Source organism: Corynebacterium sp. HMSC063A05 (assembly GCF_001809695.1).
Taxonomy (GTDB): domain Bacteria; phylum Actinomycetota; class Actinomycetes; order Mycobacteriales; family Mycobacteriaceae; genus Corynebacterium; species Corynebacterium amycolatum.
This window is the reverse complement of the sequence record NZ_KV798500.1, coordinates 69,573-91,437: the sequence shown is the minus strand read 5'-3', so window position 1 is coordinate 91,437 and position 21,865 is coordinate 69,573. Positions and strand designations below refer to the sequence as shown.

At 59.9% G+C, this 21,865-nt stretch carries 19 protein-coding genes; 16 read left to right on the top strand and 3 right to left on the bottom strand.

The genetic code is table 11. The features are described 5' to 3' along the window. Positions 1-50: 50 nt before the first annotated feature. The 13 genes from purN to HMPREF2651_RS04180 all read left to right on the top strand — a co-directional run bounded on the left by purN (position 51) and on the right by HMPREF2651_RS04180 (position 15,282). Positions 51-704, top strand: a complete 654-nt coding sequence (purN, locus tag HMPREF2651_RS04240; protein ID WP_016422166.1) for a phosphoribosylglycinamide formyltransferase — start codon at positions 51-53, stop codon at positions 702-704. Beyond that, on the top strand, positions 701-2,248 hold the full coding sequence (purH, locus tag HMPREF2651_RS04235) for a bifunctional phosphoribosylaminoimidazolecarboxamide formyltransferase/IMP cyclohydrolase (protein ID WP_049182294.1): 1,548 nt from the start codon (positions 701-703) through the stop codon (positions 2,246-2,248). The genes purN and purH overlap by 4 nt, the downstream gene beginning before the upstream one ends. A 199-nt stretch (positions 2,249-2,447) precedes the next feature. Further along, positions 2,448-3,041, top strand: coding sequence for a TetR/AcrR family transcriptional regulator (locus tag HMPREF2651_RS04230; protein WP_038627845.1), 594 nt, complete (start codon positions 2,448-2,450; stop codon positions 3,039-3,041). Positions 3,042-3,347: 306 nt separating this feature from the next. After that, positions 3,348-4,928 carry a carboxyl transferase domain-containing protein gene (locus HMPREF2651_RS04225; RefSeq protein ID WP_049182293.1) on the top strand — a complete coding sequence of 527 codons (1,581 nt, stop codon included), beginning with the start codon at positions 3,348-3,350 and terminating at the stop codon, positions 4,926-4,928. 54 nt (positions 4,929-4,982) lie between these two features. Then, positions 4,983-7,076: an acetyl-CoA carboxylase biotin carboxylase subunit gene (locus HMPREF2651_RS04220; RefSeq protein WP_038627850.1), complete on the top strand. Its 2,094-nt coding sequence runs from the start codon at positions 4,983-4,985 to the stop codon at positions 7,074-7,076. A gap of 62 nt (positions 7,077-7,138) precedes the next feature. Further along, a complete protein-coding gene (locus HMPREF2651_RS04215) occupies positions 7,139-8,308 on the top strand; it encodes an acyl-CoA dehydrogenase family protein (RefSeq protein WP_049182292.1) in 1,170 nt (389 codons plus the stop codon). Position 8,309: 1 nt separating this feature from the next. After that, positions 8,310-8,852 (top strand): MaoC family dehydratase, encoded by a 543-nt coding sequence (locus HMPREF2651_RS04210; RefSeq protein WP_049182290.1) that lies wholly within the window; start codon positions 8,310-8,312, stop codon positions 8,850-8,852. Between the two features lie 7 nt (positions 8,853-8,859). Next, positions 8,860-9,738, top strand: coding sequence for an HpcH/HpaI aldolase/citrate lyase family protein (locus HMPREF2651_RS04205; RefSeq protein ID WP_049182288.1), 879 nt, complete (start codon positions 8,860-8,862; stop codon positions 9,736-9,738). Between the two features lie 103 nt (positions 9,739-9,841). After that, entirely contained in the window at positions 9,842-11,596 is a 1,755-nt protein-coding gene (locus HMPREF2651_RS04200) for an AMP-binding protein (RefSeq protein WP_070585982.1), read from the top strand. A 4-nt stretch (positions 11,597-11,600) separates the two neighbouring features. Continuing rightward, positions 11,601-12,353 (top strand): CoA transferase subunit A, encoded by a 753-nt coding sequence (locus tag HMPREF2651_RS11085; protein ID WP_038627858.1) that lies wholly within the window; start codon positions 11,601-11,603, stop codon positions 12,351-12,353. Further along, a complete protein-coding gene (locus HMPREF2651_RS11080) occupies positions 12,354-13,022 on the top strand; it encodes a CoA transferase subunit B (protein ID WP_049182284.1) in 669 nt (222 codons plus the stop codon). A gap of 58 nt (positions 13,023-13,080) precedes the next feature. After that, positions 13,081-14,289: an acetyl-CoA C-acetyltransferase gene (locus HMPREF2651_RS04185; protein ID WP_049182283.1), complete on the top strand. Its 1,209-nt coding sequence runs from the start codon at positions 13,081-13,083 to the stop codon at positions 14,287-14,289. Between the two features lie 129 nt (positions 14,290-14,418). Next, positions 14,419-15,282, top strand: a complete 864-nt coding sequence (locus HMPREF2651_RS04180) for an HpcH/HpaI aldolase/citrate lyase family protein (RefSeq protein ID WP_038627866.1) — start codon at positions 14,419-14,421, stop codon at positions 15,280-15,282. Here HMPREF2651_RS04180 and hypD read toward each other — a convergent pair whose 3' ends face one another. Together hypD and HMPREF2651_RS04170 are read right to left on the bottom strand one after the other, a co-directional pair. Continuing rightward, the gene (hypD, locus tag HMPREF2651_RS04175; RefSeq protein ID WP_016422178.1) at positions 15,283-16,434 is read right to left on the bottom strand and encodes a hydrogenase formation protein HypD; all 1,152 of its coding nucleotides are present in this window, start codon (positions 16,432-16,434) and stop codon (positions 15,283-15,285) included. 16 nt (positions 16,435-16,450) lie between these two features. After that, positions 16,451-16,720: a HypC/HybG/HupF family hydrogenase formation chaperone gene (locus HMPREF2651_RS04170; protein ID WP_038629409.1), complete on the bottom strand. Its 270-nt coding sequence runs from the start codon at positions 16,718-16,720 to the stop codon at positions 16,451-16,453. Between the two features lie 123 nt (positions 16,721-16,843). Here HMPREF2651_RS04170 and hypE point away from each other — a divergent pair, with 123 nt between their 5' ends. Continuing rightward, on the top strand, positions 16,844-17,986 hold the full coding sequence (hypE, locus tag HMPREF2651_RS04165) for a hydrogenase expression/formation protein HypE (RefSeq protein ID WP_049182282.1): 1,143 nt from the start codon (positions 16,844-16,846) through the stop codon (positions 17,984-17,986). On the opposite strand, the gene hypF is transcribed toward hypE, so the two are convergent. Beyond that, entirely contained in the window at positions 17,983-20,385 is a 2,403-nt protein-coding gene (hypF, locus tag HMPREF2651_RS04160) for a carbamoyltransferase HypF (RefSeq protein ID WP_083303367.1), read from the bottom strand. The genes hypE and hypF overlap by 4 nt on opposite strands. Before the next feature lie 76 nt (positions 20,386-20,461). On the opposite strand from hypF, the gene HMPREF2651_RS04155 reads away from it, so the two are divergent. Both HMPREF2651_RS04155 and hypB read left to right on the top strand, forming a co-directional pair. Beyond that, positions 20,462-20,779: a hydrogenase maturation nickel metallochaperone HypA gene (locus tag HMPREF2651_RS04155; protein ID WP_038627871.1), complete on the top strand. Its 318-nt coding sequence runs from the start codon at positions 20,462-20,464 to the stop codon at positions 20,777-20,779. A gap of 16 nt (positions 20,780-20,795) precedes the next feature. Beyond that, positions 20,796-21,602, top strand: coding sequence for a hydrogenase nickel incorporation protein HypB (hypB, locus tag HMPREF2651_RS04150; RefSeq protein WP_038627874.1), 807 nt, complete (start codon positions 20,796-20,798; stop codon positions 21,600-21,602). The last annotated feature ends 263 nt before the right edge of the window (positions 21,603-21,865 follow it).

Genomic DNA, 21,865 nt, shown 5'->3' with positions numbered 1-21,865 from the left:
TAGGGGGAGCGGAATTTGGGGTCTCTGTCGGGCTGGGTAAGCTAAACGCCGTGACTGAAGCACAGCCCGTCGCAGAAATTTCGCACAATAATTCCTCCAGCAAGCAGCTCCGCATCGTAGTCCTGGCCTCTGGCCTGGGCTCCCTTTTGCAGTCGATGCTGGAACTGCTGGACGCTGAAAAAGTTCAGATTGTCGCGGTTGGTTCGGACAAGGATTGTCCGGCGCTGGAGAGGGCTCAAAACCTCAATATCCCAACTTTTCGGGTGCCTTTCGATGCTGAGGCAAAGAAGGACCGAGAAGGTTGGGATATTCGTGTTTTAGAGGCCGTGAACAGTTTTTCGCCGGATATCGTTGTCTCGGCGGGTTTCATGCGCATTCTGGGGCCATCATTTGTGGAGGCCTACAGCAATCGCATCATTAATACGCACCCTGCGCTGCTGCCGTCCTTCCCAGGGGCGCGTGCGGTACCGGATGCACTTGACTACGGGGTGAAGGTCACCGGCACGACCGTGCATATTGTTGATAATGGAGTGGACACCGGGCCGATTCTGGCGCAGCAGCCAGTGGCCGTCGAGGACGACGACACGGTGGAGACCCTGCACGAACGAATCAAGGTTGTCGAACGCCGACTCCTGGTTGATGTATTGCACTCGATTGCCGATCACGGAATTGAGCGTGACGGACGAAAGGCTTATCTGAAATGACCAACGACAACACGCAGCGTAAACCGATCAAGCGCGCTCTGATTAGCGTCTACGACAAGACTGGGCTCGAGGAGCTGGCTCGCGACCTGCACGAGGCTGGCGTGGAAATCGTTTCCACCGGTTCCACGGCTGGCAAGATTGCTGCAGCTGGCGTGCCTGTGACCCCGGTTGAGGATCTCACTGGTTTCCCGGAGTGTCTCGAGGGCCGTGTGAAGACGCTGCACCCGCGTGTTCACGCCGGTATTCTGGCTGATACTCGCAAGGAAGACCACCTGGCTCAGCTGAAGGAGCTCGGTGTGGAGGCTTTCCAGCTCGTTGTCGTTAATCTGTACCCGTTCCGGGAGACCGTTGCCTCGGGCGCTTCCTACGACGAGTGCGTGGAGCAGATCGACATTGGAGGCCCGTCGATGGTTCGCGCTGCGGCGAAGAACCATCCGTCGGTCGCCATCGTCGTCGACCCGGCTCGTTACGGCGATATCGCTACCGCCGTGAAGGAAGGCGGCTTCACCCTCGAGCAGCGCCGTGAGTTCGCTCGCGACGCTTTCCTGCACACCGCTGATTACGACGCAGCTGTGTCCAACTGGTTTGTTGAGCAGCTCGGTAGCGCTGAGGGATCCACGCCGACCCCGCTGCGCTACGGCGAGAACTCTCACCAGTCGGCAACTCTGACCCGCATTGGTACCAAGGGGCTGGCAAACGCCAAGCAGCTGAACGGCAAGGAGATGTCGTACAACAACTACCAGGATGCCGACGCCGCATGGCGTGCCGCCTGGGATCACGAGCGTCCGTGTGTGGCAATCATCAAGCACGCTAACCCGTGCGGCATCGCAGTCTCGGATGAGTCCATCGCCGCAGCTCACCGCGCAGCTCACGCATGTGACTCGATGTCCGCATTCGGCGGTGTCATCGCCGTCAACCGCGAGGTCTCCGTTGAGATGGCCGAACAGGTCAAGGACATCTTCACCGAGGTCATCGTCGCTCCGTCCTACGAAGACGGTGCCGTTGAGGTACTGAAGGCCAAGAAGAATCTGCGTATTCTCGTCGCCGAGTACGAAGCACCGACCACCGAGAACAAGTTCATCTCGGGTGGTCTGCTTACCCAGGATCCGGATACTTACCAGGCAGAGGGAGATAAGCCGGAGAACTGGGAGCTGGCCACCGGCGAGGCATTGAATGCTGAAGAGCTGGCTGAGCTCGAGTTTGCATGGCGCTCCGTCCGCGCTGTGAAGTCCAACGCCATCCTGCTGTCCAAGAACAACGCCACCGTCGGCGTCGGCATGGGCCAGGTCAACCGCGTGGACTCCGCAAAGCTCGCCGTTGAGCGCGCAAATACGCTTGCCGACGGAGAAAACCGTACCCAGGGGGCCTACGCTGCGTCCGATGCCTTCTTCCCGTTCGCTGACGGTCTGCAGGTCCTGATTGATGCCGGTGTGAAGGCAGTTGTCCAGCCAGGTGGCTCCATCCGTGACGAAGAGGTCATCGCTGCTGCCAAGGAAGCTGGCGTCACTATGTACATGACAGGTACTCGCCACTTCTTCCACTAATTCCTTGCTGGATTAGGGGCTAACCGCCGCGGTGCTAACTATCACCTCGGCGGTTTTTCTCTACCCGGACGTGTGGGGACCTGTGGGCGAGGATGTGTGTCTGTTGTCGAGCCGTGGTCTATGTGAACACACGCTGAGGGCGGGCGCTGGTGGTAATTATGCAGACGAAATGGCTCCAATGCGTTTAACATAAGGGCTTATGTCACGTAGAACCGAAGCGCGACGGCGTCGAGAAGCAGAGATTCTCTCCGCTGCTGCTGCGATCCTGGCCGACCGAGGGTTTCATCAGACTCGGTTGGAGGATGTTGGCTCCGCTGTTGGCATTTCTGGCCCAGCTCTTTACCGCTACTTCAGCGGCAAGGAAGAGCTGTTGGCGCAGATCCTCATCGATATTTCTATCCGACTTGTCGATGGTGCGCGAGCAGTTCTCGATCGAGCAAAGAGCAATGACTGGGGTCCAGAGGAGACTCTTCGGGGCCTCCTTGCGCATCACGTGCATTTTGCAGTCACGGAGCCCGATCGCATTCGTGTCCAAGAACGCGAAGGCGGAAATCTAGCGCCAGAGCAGAGCGCAAAAGTGCGTTCCTTGCAGCGTCTTTACATGGTCTTATGGGTGGACGCTCTGCGTGAACTACAGCCCGAACTCACCTCCGACGAGGCGCAGCTTAAAGTCCAGCTCACCGCTGGGTTGATTAACTCTTCCAGACATGTGCTCAAATGGGCGGGTCCCGAGGCGACAAGGGATAATGCCTTTGAGATGGCCCTTGCTGCGCTGGGCATTAACAACCAATAATCCGTATTTATTCTTGTGCCGTCTGGCCTCACTGTGCTCAGCAGTGTGAGGTCAGGCGGTTTTATTGTGTGGAGCGGTCGGTCTTATCCAAGTGAATTTACCCCCGAAACAGGTTTCTAGGACAAACTTAAATCTCTATTGGAAACATGTTGTGACCTCAGGGAGGGGTGTGTACTTCAAGCTGTCTGAAAGGCATCCGGGGGTAAAAGTATGGCCTAGGAAACAAAACTTGTTGTGAAGTGACTGTGGTCACATTAACCTTTCCGTCAAGAAAGTTAATAGTCATTAACGGAAAGTATTTCGCCCATGACTCACGCCCCAGCATTGACCAACCGACAGCGCCACGAAGAGCTCGTCGCAGAGCTCAAAGAGTTGCTCAGCACGACAGCACGCGGTGGTTCCGAACGTGCCCGTGCTCGCCATATTTCCCGCGGTAAGCTGCTGCCACGTCAGCGCATCAACCAACTGCTTGACCCCGGCAGCCCTTTCCTTGAGGTCGCACCTCTAGCGGCCCACGAAATGTATGGCGGCAAGGTTCCGGCTGCTGGCGTCATCGCCGGCATTGGCATCATCGAAGGTCGTCGCTGCCTGGTTGTAGCCAATGACGCAACCGTTTCCGGCGGAACGTACTACCCGTTGACTGTCAAGAAGCACCTGCGCGCACAGGAGATTGCCAGCCTTAACCACTTGCCGTGCATTTACCTGGTCGACTCCGGCGGGGCCATGCTTCTCAACCAGGATGAAGTTTTCCCTGATCGCGATCATTTCGGTCGCATTTTCTACAACCAGGCCAACCTCTCCGCTCGCGGGATTCCGCAGATTGCCGCCGTGATGGGATCCTGTACCGCCGGGGGCGCATACGTGCCGGCGATGAGCGATGAAGCGGTCATTGTGAAAAACCAGGGCACCATCTTCCTGGCAGGCCCACCACTGGTTAAGGCTGCAACTGGTGAAGATGTCACACCAGAGGAACTCGGTGGCGGCGAACTGCACTCCAAGACCTCCGGCGTTACTGACCATCTCGCAGTTAACGATGCCGACGCACTGCGTCGTGTCCGCGATATCGTCGCAACGCTCCCCAAGGACCCGGAAGTTCCGTGGGACACAGAGCCCACCGTCGCGCCGACTCGCAACCAGACCGATCTTTACGATGTCGTCCCCGTCGATGCCAAAGTGCCTTACGACGTTCACGAGGTCATTGAAATTATTGTGGATGGAGGCCAATACCAGGAGTTCAAGGCCGAATTTGGTACGACCCTGGTCACTGCTTTCGCCCGCATTCACGGGCACCGCGTCGGCATTATCGCCAACAACGGCATTCTCTTCGCGGAATCTGCACAGAAGGGCGCGCACTTCATCGAGCTGTGTGATCAGCGCGGCATCCCACTGGTATTCCTGCAGAACACCACGGGCTTCATGGTTGGTCGCGAATACGAGGCCGGCGGTATCGCAAAGCACGGCGCCAAGATGGTCAACGCCGTGGCTACCACCCGCGTGCCCAAGTTCACCGTAGTCATCGGCGGTGCCTTCGGCGCCGGCAACTACTCCATGTGCGGTCGCGCATATTCGCCGCGCTTCCTCTGGATGTGGCCGAATGCTCGCATTTCCGTCATGGGCGGCCCACAGGCGGCGATGACGCTGTCGACGGTTCGTCGCAACCAGATTGAACGCTCAGGTGAGAGCTGGTCGCAGGAAGACCAGGAGGAGTTTGAAGCTCCGATCCGCGAGCAGTTTGAGCGCCAGTCGCACTGCTATTACTCATCGGCTCGCCTGTGGGATGACGGTGTCATCGATCCCGCAGATACCCGCCGAATTCTTGGCATGGCCCTCGATGTGGCAAGTGGCGCGCCCCTGGATGAACAGGGCTTCGGCATCTTCCGCATGTAGTAACCAGCTAAAAACTCTCGACACCGCATTTTCTGGAAAGGAAACACAGGGCACATGACAGCGCACAACACGCAGCCCCACGCAGCTGGCGGCAGCCTGAGTACCGTATTGGTCGCAAACCGCGGGGAGATTGCCTGCCGCATTATTCGAACCCTTCGTGACAACGGAATTCGCTCCGTCGCGGTTTACTCGGATGCCGATGCCGACGCCCCTCACGTCCGCATGGCGGATATGGCCATCCACATTGGCCCATCTCCGGCACGCGAGTCCTATCTGGTTATCGACAAGATTATCGATGCCGCTCGCCGCTGCGACGCAGACGGAATCCACCCCGGTTACGGCTTTCTGTCTGAAAACGCAGACTTCGCGACCGCCTGTGAGGAAGCAGGTATTGAATTCATTGGCCCACCGGCCAGCGCCATCAACATCATGGGTGACAAAATCTCCGCCCGCGCTGCCGTCGAAGCCCGCGATGTTCCCACCGTGCCGGGTCTTTCTCGCCCCGGGCTTAGCGACGAGGACCTCATTGAGGCAGCCCCATCGATTGGCTTTCCTGTACTGATTAAGCCGTCGGCAGGCGGTGGTGGCAAGGGGATGCACCGCGTGGAAAATGCTGCTGACCTGCCGGCGGCACTCGCAACAGCTCGTCGTGAAGCGGCGGGTGCCTTCGGCGATGACTCCCTGTTCATCGAGCACTTCGTCGACACCCCACGGCATATCGAGGTGCAGATTCTCGCAGATAAACACGGCAATGTAATCCACTTGGGCGAGCGTGAGTGCTCGCTGCAGCGACGCCATCAGAAGGTCATCGAGGAAGCGCCGAGCCCTCTGCTGGATGAGGAAACGCGCAGCGCAATTGGTGAAGCGGCCTGTGACGCGGCACGCTCGGTTGGCTACGTCGGCGCGGGCACGGTGGAGTTCATTGTGCCGGCGAAGGACCCGTCGTCGTTCTTCTTCATGGAGATGAATACGCGCCTGCAGGTTGAGCACCCCGTGACTGAGCAGGTCACCGGCCTGGATCTGGTGGCGCTGCAGGTTGACATTGCCTCGGGACGCCCACTGCCGGTTGCTCAGGAAGATGTAACTCTTACCGGTCACTCGATTGAAGCTCGCGTGTATGCCGAAGACCCGGCGGCGGGTTTCCTGCCCACCGGTGGCACGGTCACACGTGTCGTCGAGCCGAGCGGGGTGGGAATCCGGGTGGATTCCGGCATTGTCGACGGTTCCGAGGTCTCATCTCTCTATGATCCGATGTTGATGAAGATCATCTCCTACGGTGAAAACCGTGAGCAGGCGCTCGAGCGGCTGGACAAGGCGCTGGGGGACACCGTTGTCGCAGGTGTCGGAGTCAATATCGATTTTTGTCGCTATCTGCTGAACGTCCCCGAGGTTCGCGCCGGCGATCTTGACACCGGACTGCTCGACCGCGTGGCGGAAGGCTTCGCCACCACCGAAACGCCGGACGATGTGTACCTCGCCGCCGCGATGGACTGGCTGGCTTCTCGCTTTGAAGAGGCCACCGACTCACCGTGGCTCACCCCGGATGGCTGGCGTGCCAGTGCGCCTGCCGCGCAGCGCATTCGCTTCGGGGCAGGGGAGAACTCGCGTCTGATCTCGATTGTGGGCACCCCGTCGAGTACCGACGTCGTTGTCGGTGACGTAGTCGCAGGTCTGTCGGCCGAAGCGGAGAACGAAGATATCGACGTTCCAGAACCGCGAAATTACAAAGTTTCGGTCTATCGCGACGGGGAACATCTGCGCATCGTCCGCGACGGAGTTGCACAGCACTTCCTGGTCGAAACCATCGACAACGCTGGGTCAGCGAACCACGAAGAATACGTCGTCGCCGGTGCCCACGGCACCTGGGTATTGCCCCGCACCGAGGTAGTCACCACCGGCGCCGAAGCCGATGCCGGTGGCTCAGGAGTTATCCAAGCTCCGATGCCCGGCGCGATTATCGCGCTGGCGGTGGAGGAGGGAACCCGCGTCGAAGTTGGTGACGCTCTGTTGGTCATGGAGGCCATGAAGATGGAGCACACTCTCACCGCCGAAATTGCAGGTGAGGTTAGCTTCACCGTCGCGCCGGGCGATCAGGTCACCGGTGACCAGCAGCTGGCCGTCATCACCGTAGCCGAAGCCGAGGAATAAAAACCCACACAAAACGCACCAATCAGGTCCCACACCTACAAAATCTTTAAGGAGCACTCATCATGTCCGAAAGCACCAAGATTGCAACCGCCATCCTCGACGACGAATACGTGGAACTGCAGAAAGTAGTTCGCGAATTTGCCAATGAAGTTGTCGATCCGGTTTCTGCCGAGCATGACCGCAACCACACCTTCCCGTACGAGATTGTCTCGCAGATGGGAGAAATGGGCCTGTTCGGTCTGCCATTCCCCGAGGAAGTCGGTGGCATGGGCGGTGACTACCTGTCCTTCGGTATTGCTCTGGAGGAGCTAGCTAAAGTCGATCAGTCGGTCGCTATCACCCTGGAAGCGGGCGTTGGCCTAGGTGCCATGCCAATCTTCCACTTCGGCAATGACAAGCAGAAGGAGACCTACCTGCCCGAGCTGACTGCTGGTAAGAAGCTGGCCGGTTTTGGTCTCACCGAGCCGGATGCAGGTTCCGACGCCGGTGCCACCCGCACGACAGCCCGTGAAGACGGCGATGATTTCGTCATCAACGGTGCCAAGCAGTTCATCACCAACTCCGGTACCGACATCACTTCGCTGGTTACTGTCACCGCAGTCACCGGCCAGAAGGACGATGGAAAGAAGGAGATTTCTACCATCATCGTGCCGAGTGGCACGGAGGGCTTTGTCGCGGAACCGGCTTACGACAAGGTCGGTTGGAATGCCTCCGACACCCACCCACTGACCTTTACCGATGTCCGCGTCCCCCAGGAGAACCTGCTGGGCACCCGTGGTCGCGGCTTCGCTAACTTCCTGTCCATCTTGGCGGAGGGCCGAGTCGCGATTGCAGCTCTTGCCACTGGTGCTGCGCAGGGCTGTGTCGACGAGTCTGTTCGCCACGCAAAGGAACGCCACTCCATGGGCCGAGCGATTGGTGAGTACCAGGCTGTTTCCTTCAAGATCGCACGAATGGAAGCGCGTGCGCATGCCGCACGTATGGCGTGGTACGACGCAGCCGCAAAGATGGCCGCGGGCGCAGATTTCCGTCGTGAAGCGTACATCGCCAAGATGATTGCCTCCGAGGCCGCGATGGACAACGCGCGCGACGCGACACAGATTTTCGGTGGCTACGGATTCATGAACGAGTACCGCGTGGCACGTCACTACCGCGACTCCAAGATTCTGGAGATTGGCGAGGGCACCACCGAAGTTCAGCTCATGCTGATCGCACGCGGATTGGGGCTGTAAAATGGCTGACAACAACGTAACCGAAGTCACCCACGACGTCGTCCAGCGCGGACTGTGGTTCGAAGAGTACGAGGTCGGCGCGCGTTACCTGCACCGACCGGGGCGAACCGTCACTGAAACCGATGACGTCCTGTTCACGACGCTGACCATGAACACCCAGCCACTGCACCTGGATGCGCACTGGTCGAGCCAGCAGCCGGGATTCGGCGGCGAGCGGCTGGTCAACTCCATGTGGACGCTGTCGACGGTTGTCGGGCTGTCCGTCGGGCAGCTGACGCTCGGCACCATCGTCGCCAACCTCGGCTTCACCGAAGTGGCGTTTCCCGCACCGATGTTCCACGGCGACACCCTGTATGCAGAGACCGTCTGTCGTAACAAGCGTCTGTCCAGGTCCCGCCCCAACCAGGGCATTGTCGAGCTCGAGCACATCGGACGCAATCAGGACGGCACCGTCGTCTGCCGCGCCGTCCGGTCCACGCTCGTCCAATGCGCACCGACTTCGCTTGACGACGGCTCCGAGAACGCAGCTTCAGCGGGGAAGTGAGTGGCCCATGTCTACGCATAACTCCTGGCAGCCGCTGGGCCCTGCAATTCTGTTTGCGCCGGCAGACAGGCCGGAACGATTCGCTAAAGCTGCTGACCGTGCCGACATGGTGATTCTGGACCTGGAGGACGGCTGTCGCGCAGAAAACCGTGAGGCCGCCCGCGAGGCTATCGCCTCCTGTGACCTCGACCCGGCCCGCACGATTGTGCGTGTCAATCCACCGGAGGTTGAGGACTACGCAGCGGATATTGACATGCTGCGTGGCACCGCTTTCCGCCAGGTGATGCTGCCCAAGGCTTCATCGGCTCAGCAAGTGGATGAGTTGGTAGCGGCACTGGGGGAGAAGACCCAGGTCATTGCCCTTATTGAAACTCCGCTTGGGGTCATGCGCGCCGAAGAGCTGGCGCAGGCCGATGGTGTCGTTGCACTGTTCTGGGGCGCAGAGGACCTGGTGGCGGGATTGGCGGGAACGTCATCACGCTTTAGCGAAGCAGAGGCTGCACTCGTGCCGGGCCGTATCCATGCGGGTAGCTACCGCAGTGTGGCGGTACATACCCGCAGCCACGTTCACCTGGCTGCAGCGGCGCACGGTAAGGCCAGTCTGGATTCCATCTACGTCAATATCTCCGACGCGAATGGGCTAGCTGCGGAGGCCGCAGATGCCGCTGCGTTGGGATTTGCCGCCACCGTCTGTATCCACCCCGGTCAGGTCCCGACAATCCGCCAGGCTTACCGCCCCAGCGACGAGGAGATTGACTGGGCGCGTCGGCTCTTGGCGGAAGCGGAAGAGAACACCGGCGCCTTCAGCTTTGGCGGCCAGATGGTGGATGCGCCGCTCTTCCGTCAAGCAGAAGCCATTGCTCGGCGAGCTGCCGTAACCGGTTAGTCCCACGGCCGGTAACGACCACTGATTTATCCCCCTAAAGAACACATTTTCCTCTCACACACTCCGCACTCTGCGGAGTCACTTAAACCAAGGAGAACTCCCCATGACCGCGACATTGAAGAACCACGCAGAACAGCGCACTGCTGATCCTTCGAAGCTGCCGGAGGGCTTCACCACTGTGCCGGCGCCATACGGCAAGGATGTTGTCGATGCCGATGGCAACAAGATGAGCCACGTGTTCGGCGCCGGTGTCGAGCAAGGTGCCGCTCCACTTCGCGATGAGACCCTCGGTGAGAACCTGCGTTCGATTGTGGAGAAATTCCCTTCCCGCGACGCCGTCGTTGACGTCTACGCGGATGTCTCCTTTACCTTTGAGCGTTTCTACAACCGAGTTCTGCGCCTGGCCAGCGCTTTCATCCGGGAGGGCTACCGTCCAGGAGACCGTATCGGCATTTGGTCCACCAACCGATGGGAGTGGACCGTGGTGCAGTACGCCTGCCACCATATCGGCCTGGTGCTGGTCAACATCAACCCGGCTTACCGCCAGCACGAGCTGAACTACGTGCTGGAAAAGGCAGGTGTGCGTATGGTGTTTGCCGCTCGCCGCTACAAGGACTCCGATTACCGAACCATGCTGATCGAGGCCTCCAAGCAGCGCGGTGTGCGCTTGGACAAGGTCATTTACTTCGGTTCGTCCGAATGGTACGAGCACATGCACAGCGAGATCGACGACCTGAGCGAGTACACCTCCCAGCTGAAACCGGATGATCCGATCAACATCCAGTTCACCTCGGGCACGACAGGCTTTCCCAAGGGCGCTACGCTAACGCACCGCAACCTGCTGAACAATGGATACTTCATCGGTGAGCTGTTGGGCTACACCGAGACCGACCGCATCTGTGTGCCGGTGCCGTTCTTCCACACCTTCGGCATGGTGATTGGCACCTTCGCCGCCTTCACCCACGGTGCCGCTATTGTCATCCCGGCCCCGTCGTTTAAGGCGCGTGAAACACTCAAGGCTGTGCACTCGGCCAAGGCCACCAGCCTCTACGGTGTGCCGACGATGTTCATCAATGAGCTTGAAGAAGCCCACGACCAGGAGGAGTACGGCTCTCCGTACGACCTGTCGCTGCTGCGCACAGGGGTGATGGCAGGTACCTCGTGCCCGTCGAAGACCATGCGTGATGTGATGGACAAACTCAATATGCGCGAGATTGCCATCTGTTACGGCATGACGGAGACCTCGCCGGTGTCCTTCCAGACCCGCGCGGATTCTCCGCTGGAAAAGCGCGTCAACACCGTCGGCCAGATCATGCCGCACTTGGAAGCCCGCATCATTTGTGAAGAAACCGGAGAGACGCTACCGCGAGGCGAACAGGGCGAGGTTGTCGTTCGCGGATACTCCGTTATGAAGGAGTACTGGGAACACCCGGAAAAAACCGCCGAGGCCATCGACGCCGACGGCTGGATGCACACCGGCGACTTGGGTGTGCTTGACGACGAGGGCTACCTGTCCATCACCGGACGTATTAAGGACATGCTCATCCGTGGCGGTGAGAACATCTACCCGCGCGAAATTGAAGAGTTCCTGTTCACCCACCCGGCTGTCGTCGATGCGCAGGTCATCGGTGTGCCGGATGACAAGTACGGCGAAGAGATTATGGCATGGGTAATTCTGCACGACGATGTGGAAGACCTCACCGCTGACGATGTGGCGGCCGTTGCCCACGGCAAGCTGTCGCGTCACAAGATTCCGCGCTACGTCCACGTCGTCGAAGAGTTCCCGATGACCGCGTCGGGCAAGGTCCGCAAGGTCGAGATGCGTGAGATGGCTCCGCGAATCCTGGGCTGGGTGTAGAACAATGTCAAAAACAACTGATCAGACCGGCCGAGAGCTTGTCGCAGGCCTTGTCACTGATGGAATGACCCTGGCAGTTGGCGGCTTTGGCCTGTGTGGTGTGCCATATACCCTCATCGAAGGCGTGCGCGACTCCGGGGCAAAAGACCTCACCATCGTGTCCAACAACATGGGCATTGACGGTACTGGACTCGGCATTCTGTTGGAGAACAAACAGGTGGCAAAGGTAGTGGCCTCCTACGTCGGCGAGAACAAGGAGTTTGCCCGCCAGTACCTCGAAGGAGAAATCGAGGTGGAGTTCACCCCTCAGGGAACTCTGGCTGAGCGGCTTCGCGCAGGGGGCGCAGGTATTCCCGCGTTCTACACCGCAACCGGCGTCGGCACGCTCGTTGCAGAGGGCAAGCCCCACGCCGACTTCGACGGGCAGACCTACGTGCAGGAGCGTGGCATCGTTGCTGACATTGGCCTGGTGCACGCCTACCACGGCGATATCGAGGGCAACCTTGTCTATCGCCGGACCGCGCAGAACTTCAACCCGCTGTGCGCAGCATCCGGCAGGGTGACCGTTGCGGAGGTGGAGCACTTGCTTGGCCGCGGTGAGATCGACCCGGATCTGGTGATGACTCCGGGTGTGTATATCCAGCACATCGTCCGCGGTGACGGCCGTGAGAAGCTCATTGAAAAGCGCACAACTCGGCCACGCAATACCGATTCCAGCCACGATGCCGGTGACGCGGCAGCAGGGGAGGAGATTTAAATGGCACCTGCGAAGACAATTATGGACAAGGGCTGGAGCCGTGACGAGATGGCACAGCAGGCCGCCGAAGAGCTGCGCGATGGCGACTATGTGAATCTGGGTATCGGCATTCCGACACTGGTGGCAAACCATATTCCCGAAGGTGTGCGAGTTCTGCTGCAGAGTGAAAACGGAATTCTGGGAATGGGCGCCTTCCCATATGAAGGTGAAGAGGACGCCGACCTTATCAATGCGGGCAAGCAGACCGTGACATTGGTGCCGGGCGCGGCAATCTTCGACTCCGCCTCCAGCTTCGGCATGATTCGCGGCGGTGCTGTGAAAATGGCCGTGTTGGGTGCAATGGAGGTTAGCCAGTGCGGTGACCTGGCCAACTGGATGATTCCGGGAAAGATGGTCAAGGGCATGGGCGGCGCGATGGACTTAGTCGCTGGTACCCCTCGAGTGGTGGTTTTGACCGATCACGTTTCCAAAGATGGCAAACCAAAATTGGTAAAAGCCTGCGAACTGCCCCTCACAGGTGCAAAAGTAGTGAAAAGGATTATTAGCAACCTGGGAAGCTTCGATGTCGCTGATGATCACCTGGTGTTACGCAGGCTGGCACCTGGGGTGACGCTAGCCGATATCGAGGCCAACACCGAAGCCGCATACGTGGTTGACCTCGAGAATTAAATACGCAGCAATCATGGTCAGTCCACACTCATCAGATTTGACTTAGGAGAATCCATCCATGAGTAACCTTCCAACTCCCAGCCCGAATGATGTCGTTATCCTCGCCGGTGCCCGCACCCCGCAGGGCAAGCTGCTCGGCCAGCTGGCACCGCTTACTTCCGTCGAACTCGGCGCACATGCTGTCAAGCACGCTGTCCAGCGTTCCGGCGTTGCCCCGGAAGAGGTTCAGCACGTCGTTCTGGGCCAGGTGATTCTCGCAGGCGCTGGCCAGAACCCGGCCCGACAGGTCGCCATTAAGGCAGGTCTGCCATGGAATACGACCGCTGAGATCGTTAACAAAGTCTGCCTCTCAGGCCTAAACGCTGTCATTCACGCCGCTCGCCTGATTCGTCTCGGTGATGCAGACGTTGTTGTTGCAGGTGGTCAGGAGTCCATGACGCACGCTCCGCACGTTGCACGCGGTGTTCGTCAGGGCAAGTCCTTCGGTGCGCTGAAGCTGGAGGACACCTTGGAGCGCGACGGTCTAGTCGACTCCTTCGATGGTGTGTCCATGGGTACGCTTACCGACGGTCCGAACAGCGACCTCGGCATTAGCCGCGAGCAGCAGGACGAAGTTGCGGCCGCTTCTCACCAGCGTGCAGCCAAGGCGCAGGAAGACGGCATTTTCGCGCAGGAAATCGCTCCAATCGAGATTCCGCAGCGCAAGGGTGACCCGGTAGTTGTCGACACCGACCAGGGCATTCGCCCGGAGACCACTGTGGAGACCCTGGCTAAGCTGCGTCCGGTCTTCCTGAAGGAAAACGGCACCATCACTGCCGGTAACTCCTCGCCGATTTCCGACGGTGCCGCAGCAGTTGTGCTGGCATCGCGTGCCTACGCAGAGAAGCACGGCCTGGACTACCTCGCAGTTGTGGGCAAGGCCGGCCAGACCGCAGGTCCGGATAACTCCCTGCACGCTCAGCCGGCGGACTCTTTGAAGGAGGCTCTGCGTCGCGCTGAGTGGGACGCGCAGGAGCTTGACTTCATCGAGATCAACGAGGCATTTGGTGCGGTGGCCGTCAAGTCCCTGCGTGAGCTGGACTACCCGCTGGAAAAGACCAACATCCACGGTGGCGCGATTGCCCTCGGCCACCCGATTGGCTGCTCCGGTGCCCGCCTGACTCTGACCGCTGCAATGGAGCTGAACCGTCGCGGTTCGGGTCGCGCTGGTGTGTCCCTGTGTGGTGGCGGCGGCCAGGGCGACGCGCTGCTGCTGTACCGCGACTAATCGCATAGGTTAAAAACTCAGTAAACCCGCGTTGTGGTTTCCACTCTATGGACCCCACAACGCGGGTTTTGTTGTCTCCTGGGAGAGCCTGCGCGAAGGTGATTCGAGTTTTCAATTAGGTTAGGAGCTATGACAGGCTTTAGCTCCCTCGATGGTGAACAGACCTTCCCTTGGCTTCCCTCTGGCCCGGCGCTACTCTTCGCCCCGGCTGACCGTCCGGAACGTTTCCAGAAAGCTGCTGAACGATCGGACATGGTCATTATTGACCTGGAGGACGGCGCTGCCGTTGACAATCACGAGCAGGCACGTGCGAACATCATCAACAATCCGCTCGACCCGGAGGTGACTATTCTTCGGATTACCGGTCCTGGGACTCCGACCTTCGCGGAGGATGTCGCCTTTGCCCGTACATGTGACTACGACATCGTCATGGTGCCCAAGATTCGAGACTCCATTCCCGCAGAGCTCGAAGGGTTGAAGATCATCGCGATGATTGAAACCCCGCAGGCCATGATTAATATCCAGCAGATTGCCACGCACCAGGACGTTGTGGGGCTGTTCTGGGGTGCCGAAGACCTGACCGCCGAACTCGGTGGGGCGTCCTCGCGTCAGAGTGTGGATGAAAACCCTCGTCGCCACTACCGCGATCCGCAGCGATTGGCTCGTGCACTCGTTCAGGTGCATGCAGCTGCAGCGGGTATTGCCGCCATTGATGCCGTTCATACTGACTTTCGCGATGAGCGCGGCCAGTACCTAGAGGCTCTCGATGCCGTGGGCTGTGGTTTCTTGGCTACGGCCTGCATCCACCCGGCGATGGTGCCGCCGGTGCGCAAGGCATATAAGCCGTCGGAAGCAACGCTCGCCCGCGCCCGGAAGATTGTCGATCACGCAGGTACGCACACTGGCGCCTTCCAGCTCGATGGCGAGATGATTGACGCGCCCGTCGTAAAGCAGGCGGTGGCAGCGCTCGCGCGTGCGGGAATTACGGAGTAACTAGCGGCGGGATTTCGCCAGGTTCTCGGTGACTTTCCGGTCGATGCGGCCGAAGTTGTAGTACGCCGCACAAGCGCCTTCGGGGGAGACCATGCAGGTGCCGATGGGGGTCGCCGGGGTGCAGGCGGTGCCGAAGACCGCGCATTGCCACGGCTTGATGTGGCCGGTGAGCACAGATCCGCATTCGCAGGTCACAGGGTCTGGGATCCGGCGCCCCGGCACCTGGAAACGGCGCTCGGCATCGAATGCTGCGTATTCCTCAGAGATGCCGAGGCCGGAGTTTTCAATCCAGCCGAGACCGCGCCACTCGAAGGTGTCGCGGAGGGAAAAGACGCGGTCCATAAGTTTCTGCGCGGTGGTGTTGCCGGAGGAGCGCACAACGCGCGCGTACTGGTTGTCCACCCGCGACTTACCGGCAGCAACGTCGCCGCTGACGAATTGATCTAGCAGCATGACGACGGCCTGGAGTACATCCAATGGCTCAAAACCGGTGACCGCCACCGGCAGATTGAACTCGCGCGGCAGGAACTCGAAAGCGTCCGTGCCGGTGGTGGTGGCCACGTGGCCTGGGCCGATAAACCCATCAACCTTGGTTTCGCCGCCGTTGACGATGGCGCGCAGCGGCGGCTCGATAAGTACGTGGTTGGAAAACACGGAGAAGTTTTCCACACCCTGCCGGCGTGCGGCCTCAACGGTCACGGCAGTCGACGGGGCGGTGGTCTCGAATCCGACGGCGAAGAAAACGACCTGCTTATCGGGGTTGTCGGTGGCAATTTTCAGAGCGTCGAGAGGCGAGTAGACAAAGCGTACATCGGCGCCGCGCGCACGTGCCTGCATCAGCGACGTTTCGGACCCCGGCACGCGCATCATGTCGCCGAAGGTCGTGAAAATGACGTCTTCCTGCTGTGCCAGCCAGATGGCATCGTCGACGCGCCCCATGGGGATGACACAGACGGGGCAGCCGGGTCCGTGAATCAGCTCGATGTTCTCCGGTAGGAGGTTTTCCAAGCCGTAGCGGTAAATGGTGTGCGTGTGCCCGCCACAGACTTCCATCAGTGCGATGGGCTTTTCCAGCTTGGTGGCCTCGCGTTCAATGCGTGCGAGCAGCTTCTTCGCAGCGGCGGGATCGCGGAATTCGTCAACGTATTTCATGGTGCCGTCCAGCCCCTTAGTTGATCTGTGACGATGAGAAGGATTCCAGCTCATCCTCGTAAGCGTCGCCACCTAGCTGTTTGATTTGCTGGAGCGAGAGTCTGGCCTCTTCCTCGTCGATCTTGCTCATGGCGAAACCGACATGTACGAGAACCCAATCACCGGCGGTGAGGTTCTCGTCAATAAGTAAATCGGTGGAAATCATGCGTGCGACACCACCAATTTCCACTGTTGCGCGGGCCGCATCGTGGACTTCTGTGATCACTGCAGGGACACCAAGACACATACGCTTCTCCTCGTTTGCAATACTTATCGAGACTACCATCAGGAGCAGCGAGCCTCGTTTTCGAAGGACGAGTGACGCAAGCAGTTTTGTCCGCCAGCAGCTGTGAAGTTAGGGATAGTGAGCATGCAGCCGAAGAATCGTCTGAACACCAACGAAGCCAAGGTAAACACCAATATTGGTCGCGTTCGGGCACGTCCGTTCAGGCTTCTCGACGACTACGTCACCCTGCAACACGGCTCCGGCGGAAAGGCATCCGCAGCTCTGGTTGAACAGGTCTTTTTCGATGCCTATGGCAATGAAATTTTAGGGCAGGGTGGCGACTCCGGGCTCTTCGCTGCCGATGCCGTCGTCAAGGCTGCGACAGCTTCTGCACATGGCGGGGCGCGTTTGGCAATGTCCACTGACTCCTACGTGGTCAATCCCATCGAGTTCCCGGGCGGCAACATCGGCGATTTGGCCGTCAACGGCACGATCAACGATCTGGCGGTAGCCGGAGCCAGGCCGCTGGCGCTGACCGCATCGTTCATCCTGGAAGAGGGGCTGGAGATCGCGACTCTCCGTCGCATCGTGGCGAGTATGCGCACCGCTGCCGATGCCGCAGGGGTGAGCATCGTCGCCGGCGACACCAAGGTTGTGCCGAAGGGCGCAGGTGACCAGGTCTACATCACCACGGCCGGGGTGGGCGTGGTCCGCGGCGACTACGCAGGTGCCGCTACGGAAGGATCTGTCTACGCAAACATCGAGGCCGGAGACCGCATCCTCGTCTCCGGTCCAATCGCCGATCACGGCATGGCCGTCATGCTCGCCCGCGGCGACTTGGCTCTGGCCGCGCCTATCGAGACCGATACCCGCGCAGTCAACGGTCTGGTCGAAGCGCTACTTGAAGCTGCACCCGGCACTCGCTGGATGCGCGATGCCACCCGCGGCGGCCTCGGCACGGTCGCCAACGAGCTCGCCCGTGGCACCGGTTTTGGTGTCGTGCTTGACGACGAATCCATTGCAGTCCGTGAAATGACCCGTGGCGCCTGTGACATGCTCGGCATCGATCCGCTCTACGTCGCCAATGAAGGCACCTTCGTCGCCGTTGTCCCGGCTGAGCAATCCGAGGCAGCGCTCAGTGCGCTCCACGCAGCCGGGGCTTCCGAGGCTCGTGATATCGGCTCCATCGAGGACGATCCCGCCGCTTCCGTGGTGCTGGTCACCGGATTCGGTGGCACCCGCATGGTGGACATGTTGGTCGGCGACCCGCTGCCGCGCATCTGCTAGACATCCATGCCGGTTGCCGCCAGCAGGCGACCGGCCACCGCCTGGCCAAGACTCAAGCCGCCATCGCCCGGCGGCACGATTTGATGCTGCAACAGAGTAAAGCCCTCAGCTGCAACTTCGCGCCGCAGCAACTCCATCAACAGCGCATTATTCGCACAACCCCCGCTGACACCGACAACATCGGTTCCAGTTTCCTCCGCCGCCTGCACCAATCGCTTGCCGACGACGCCCGCAACCCCACTGTGAAACAAAAATGCGGCCTGCTCAACGTCAGGCGATGCTACCGCCTCCGGGATGACCTCCTGGAGGGGCACCGGCTTCGTCCCCGAACTGACCGCTCCGAGCGCTTCCGCATGCGATCTCACGTAGCGAGTCGCCACTGCCTCCAACTCCATGGCCGCTTGCGCCTCATAGTTGATGGCCGCACCACCGCGCCAGCGAGGAAGCAGCAGAGCTGCGGCGGCATCGAATATGCGGCCTAGAGACGAAGTTTGCACGGTGCCGATTCCCGTCGCCAGCTGGCTTTTAACCAGCGCTACTTCGTGTTCGTTGGAGAGGTTGCGCAAGAGACGGTCGTCGTCAAGCGCCCATGCGTGAGTGAGACCGAGGGCTAGCCGCCACGGATGCGTGACGGCACGATCGCCGCCTACCAATGGGAAAGAGGGGCAGTGCCAGGTGCGTTCCCAGCCTGCGGAATCTCGACTGAGTGTGAGGATTTCTCCGCCCCAGATGGAACTATCTGTGCCATAGCCAGTGCCGTCGAGGGTAGCGACGACTGCGCGACCGGCACCGGGGGAAAGGAGGCGGTGTTCGGCGAGTAGGGAGAGCGCGTGGGCGAAGTGGTGTTGAATCGAGAGCAGCTCGATGTCGTGCTCGGCAGCGAAGCGTTCGGCGAAGGCGGTAGTGGCGTAGCCCGGGTGAAGGTCGCAGACGACAAAATCCGGGGTCGCGTCACGCATGGAAAGGAGCTGATCAACTGCTCTCTGGTAGGTCTTCTGACTAGCCCACGAACCCATGTCACCAATGTGTGCGGAGATGTGAACGAGGTCCCCATGCGCGATCGCGAAAGTGTTCTTCAGCTCCCCGCCAGTCGCGAAAATGGTGGGTTGCGACGTACTACGGGCGCTGGTGCCAGGGCCAGTGCCGGTGCTAGTGCCCGTGTGGCTACGAGAATCGATGGCCGCGATTGAAATGGGGATGGGAGCGAAGCCACGGGACCGGCGCGATGGGGCGGTGCCGATGAAAACCGAATCTTCAACGGGTACGTGGATTTCGCGGTCGTGGAGGATGAAAGCGTCGGCGATGTGACCGAGCTTCTTCAGCGCGTCGGCATTGTCGGTGCACACGGGCTCGCCACTGAGGTTGCCGCTGGTGACCACGAGCGGGCGATCGCAAAGCAACAGGTGAATGCCTGAGTATGGAAGCATAATGCCGAAGCTGTTGAGACCAGGGGCGATGAGATCGGAAAGCGGCCCCGACTGCTGCTTCGGTGCAATCACAATCGGTGCCTCAGGGGAGTCGAGGAAACGCTTCTCCTGCTCAGTTAACTCAACCAGTTGGGCAGCGGTGTCAACAGTGGGAGCCATTACCGCCAACGGTTTGTCGGGTCGACGCTTGCGCATCCGTAGTTTCTCGCAGGCAGCGTCGTTGGCGGCATCACAGACCAGGTGAAAACCACCAATACCTTTGACGGCGAGCAAGGCGCCGTCGTCAAGCAGCGCGTGTGCGCGACGAAAGAGTGCGAGAACTTCCTCGCGGGAGGTAGCGGTGGTGGTGCCGCCTGTATCGTGCCAGCTCAGACGCGGGCCGCAGTCAAAGCAGCTGATTGGCTGGGCGTGATAGCGGCGGTCGGCGGGGTCGGTGTATTCGCGCTCACACGGGGTGCACATCGGAAAGGCCGCCATAGTGGTGCGCGGGCGGTCGTAGGGCAGTTCAGTGATGATGGACAGACGAGGCCCGCAGTTGGTGCAGGAAATGAAAGGGTAGAGGTAGCGCGGGTTGGTAGGGTCGAAAAACTCACGGCGGCAGTCCGGGCACAGTGCGGTGTCGGGCGGAAGCAGCGCGCGGCCGGAGTAGCTGTGGCGAGAGGGCACGATGGTGAACTCGCGCTCATGGCCCAGCGCAGCGATGTGCTCGGCGGAGTGATTGATGATGCGGGCAAGCGCCGGCAGTTCGGTGAAAAGCTGGCTGCGGAAGGCCGCGAGGGCGTCCGACGTGCCTTCTACCTCGATGAATACGCCCTGCGCATCATTGCCGCAGAAGCCGACGAGACCCGCGCGCCGGGCGATGGTGGCCACAAAAGGGCGGAATCCGACCCCCTGGACGATTCCTTCGATACGCCAGCGAATGCGTTGAATGCCCGTGCCCATCCCCGCCCCGGTCGTGCCTGCCTTTTCCATGCGTTCAACTTTACGTAAGCGACTCGGGTCCGTTCGCACTGCTACTTTGGAGATTGTGCACGAAGTAGCGTTGAGCATGCAGTTGGCGAAGGTTGTCACGAGGGCAGCCGAGGGGCGGAATGTACGCACTGTGCACCTGCGGATAGGCGCTCTGCGTCAGGTTGTTCCAGAAACCCTTTCATACGCGTGGGATTTCGTCAGTCGCGATACCGGTTTGGGGCACGCGAAATTGGAGATTGACTGGGTACCTGCCGTTGTCGAATGCGCGCACGGCCATCGCGAACAGGTCGGGCCACTCGACGGACTGCTGTGCCCCACGTGCGGAAAGCCCGGACGCGTAATCTCGGGGGAAGAGTTCACAATCGTCGACATCGACGTCGACGCGCACAAGTAGGAAAGACGGTTTAATCATGGGACGTTTCCACCGGCACGACGGCGATGACGCACACCACCACCATCATCATGACCATGACCACCACCACGGCCATGACCACGTTCATCTCGCCGACCCCAATGACACCAGCCACGGCGACCACTCGGGTTATGAAACTGGTGTGGAACGCGTGACCATCCTCGAGGACATCTTCAGCGAGAACGACCATCGCGCGGAGCACAATCGCGAGTTGCTTGCCGAACATGGTGTTGAGGCCATCAACCTGATGAGCTCCCCGGGTTCGGGTAAGACCGCGCTGTTGGAGAAGACACTGGTGGCTGCGCAGGGCAAACTGCGCGTCGGCATTATCGAGGGCGATATTGAGACGGCCCTCGATGCCGATCGTCTGGAGGGCTACGGGGCACAGATTTCGCTGCTGAACACGGGCAACGGATTCGGTGGCGAATGCCACTTGGATGCTCCCATGGTCTCCCGCGCGCTCGAGGGGCTGAATCTGGACACGCTTGACCTGGTCATGATTGAAAATGTGGGAAACCTCGTCTGTCCGGCTGAGTTTGAGGTCGGTGAGACTCGCAAGGCAATGGTCTACTCCATTACTGAAGGTGAGGATAAGCCGGTCAAGTATCCGGTGATGTTCCGCTCTGTGCAGGTAGTGGTTATCAACAAGATGGATCTTGCCCCGTACCTTGACTTCGACATGGAGCTCTTCCGCGCCAACCTGGAAAAGGTCAATCCAGGGGTGAAGGTGATTGAGGTCTCCGCTAAGACCGGGGAGGGCATCGACGAATGGCTCCGTTGGGTCAACCCTGCGCTGGTTGATTAAGCGCGCGCCGGGGGGGGGGCGTCGTGAAGCAATGGGGGGGGCATTACGGCATGCTTGACGACGGTCCCGCCACCCCCTCGTTTCGCTCCACCTTAGTGGGGGATAGGTGATATCCCGCTGTAATCTGCGGCGGTTTTTCACGTTCATTCCCTGTACCTGGAGCTATATTTACGCAACAGTTATCTTGCATATTATTTTGTTATAACCGCAGCGCAGCGCCATTATTCAGGTTGTTCTTAGGTCGCTATACTTGGCCATGTATA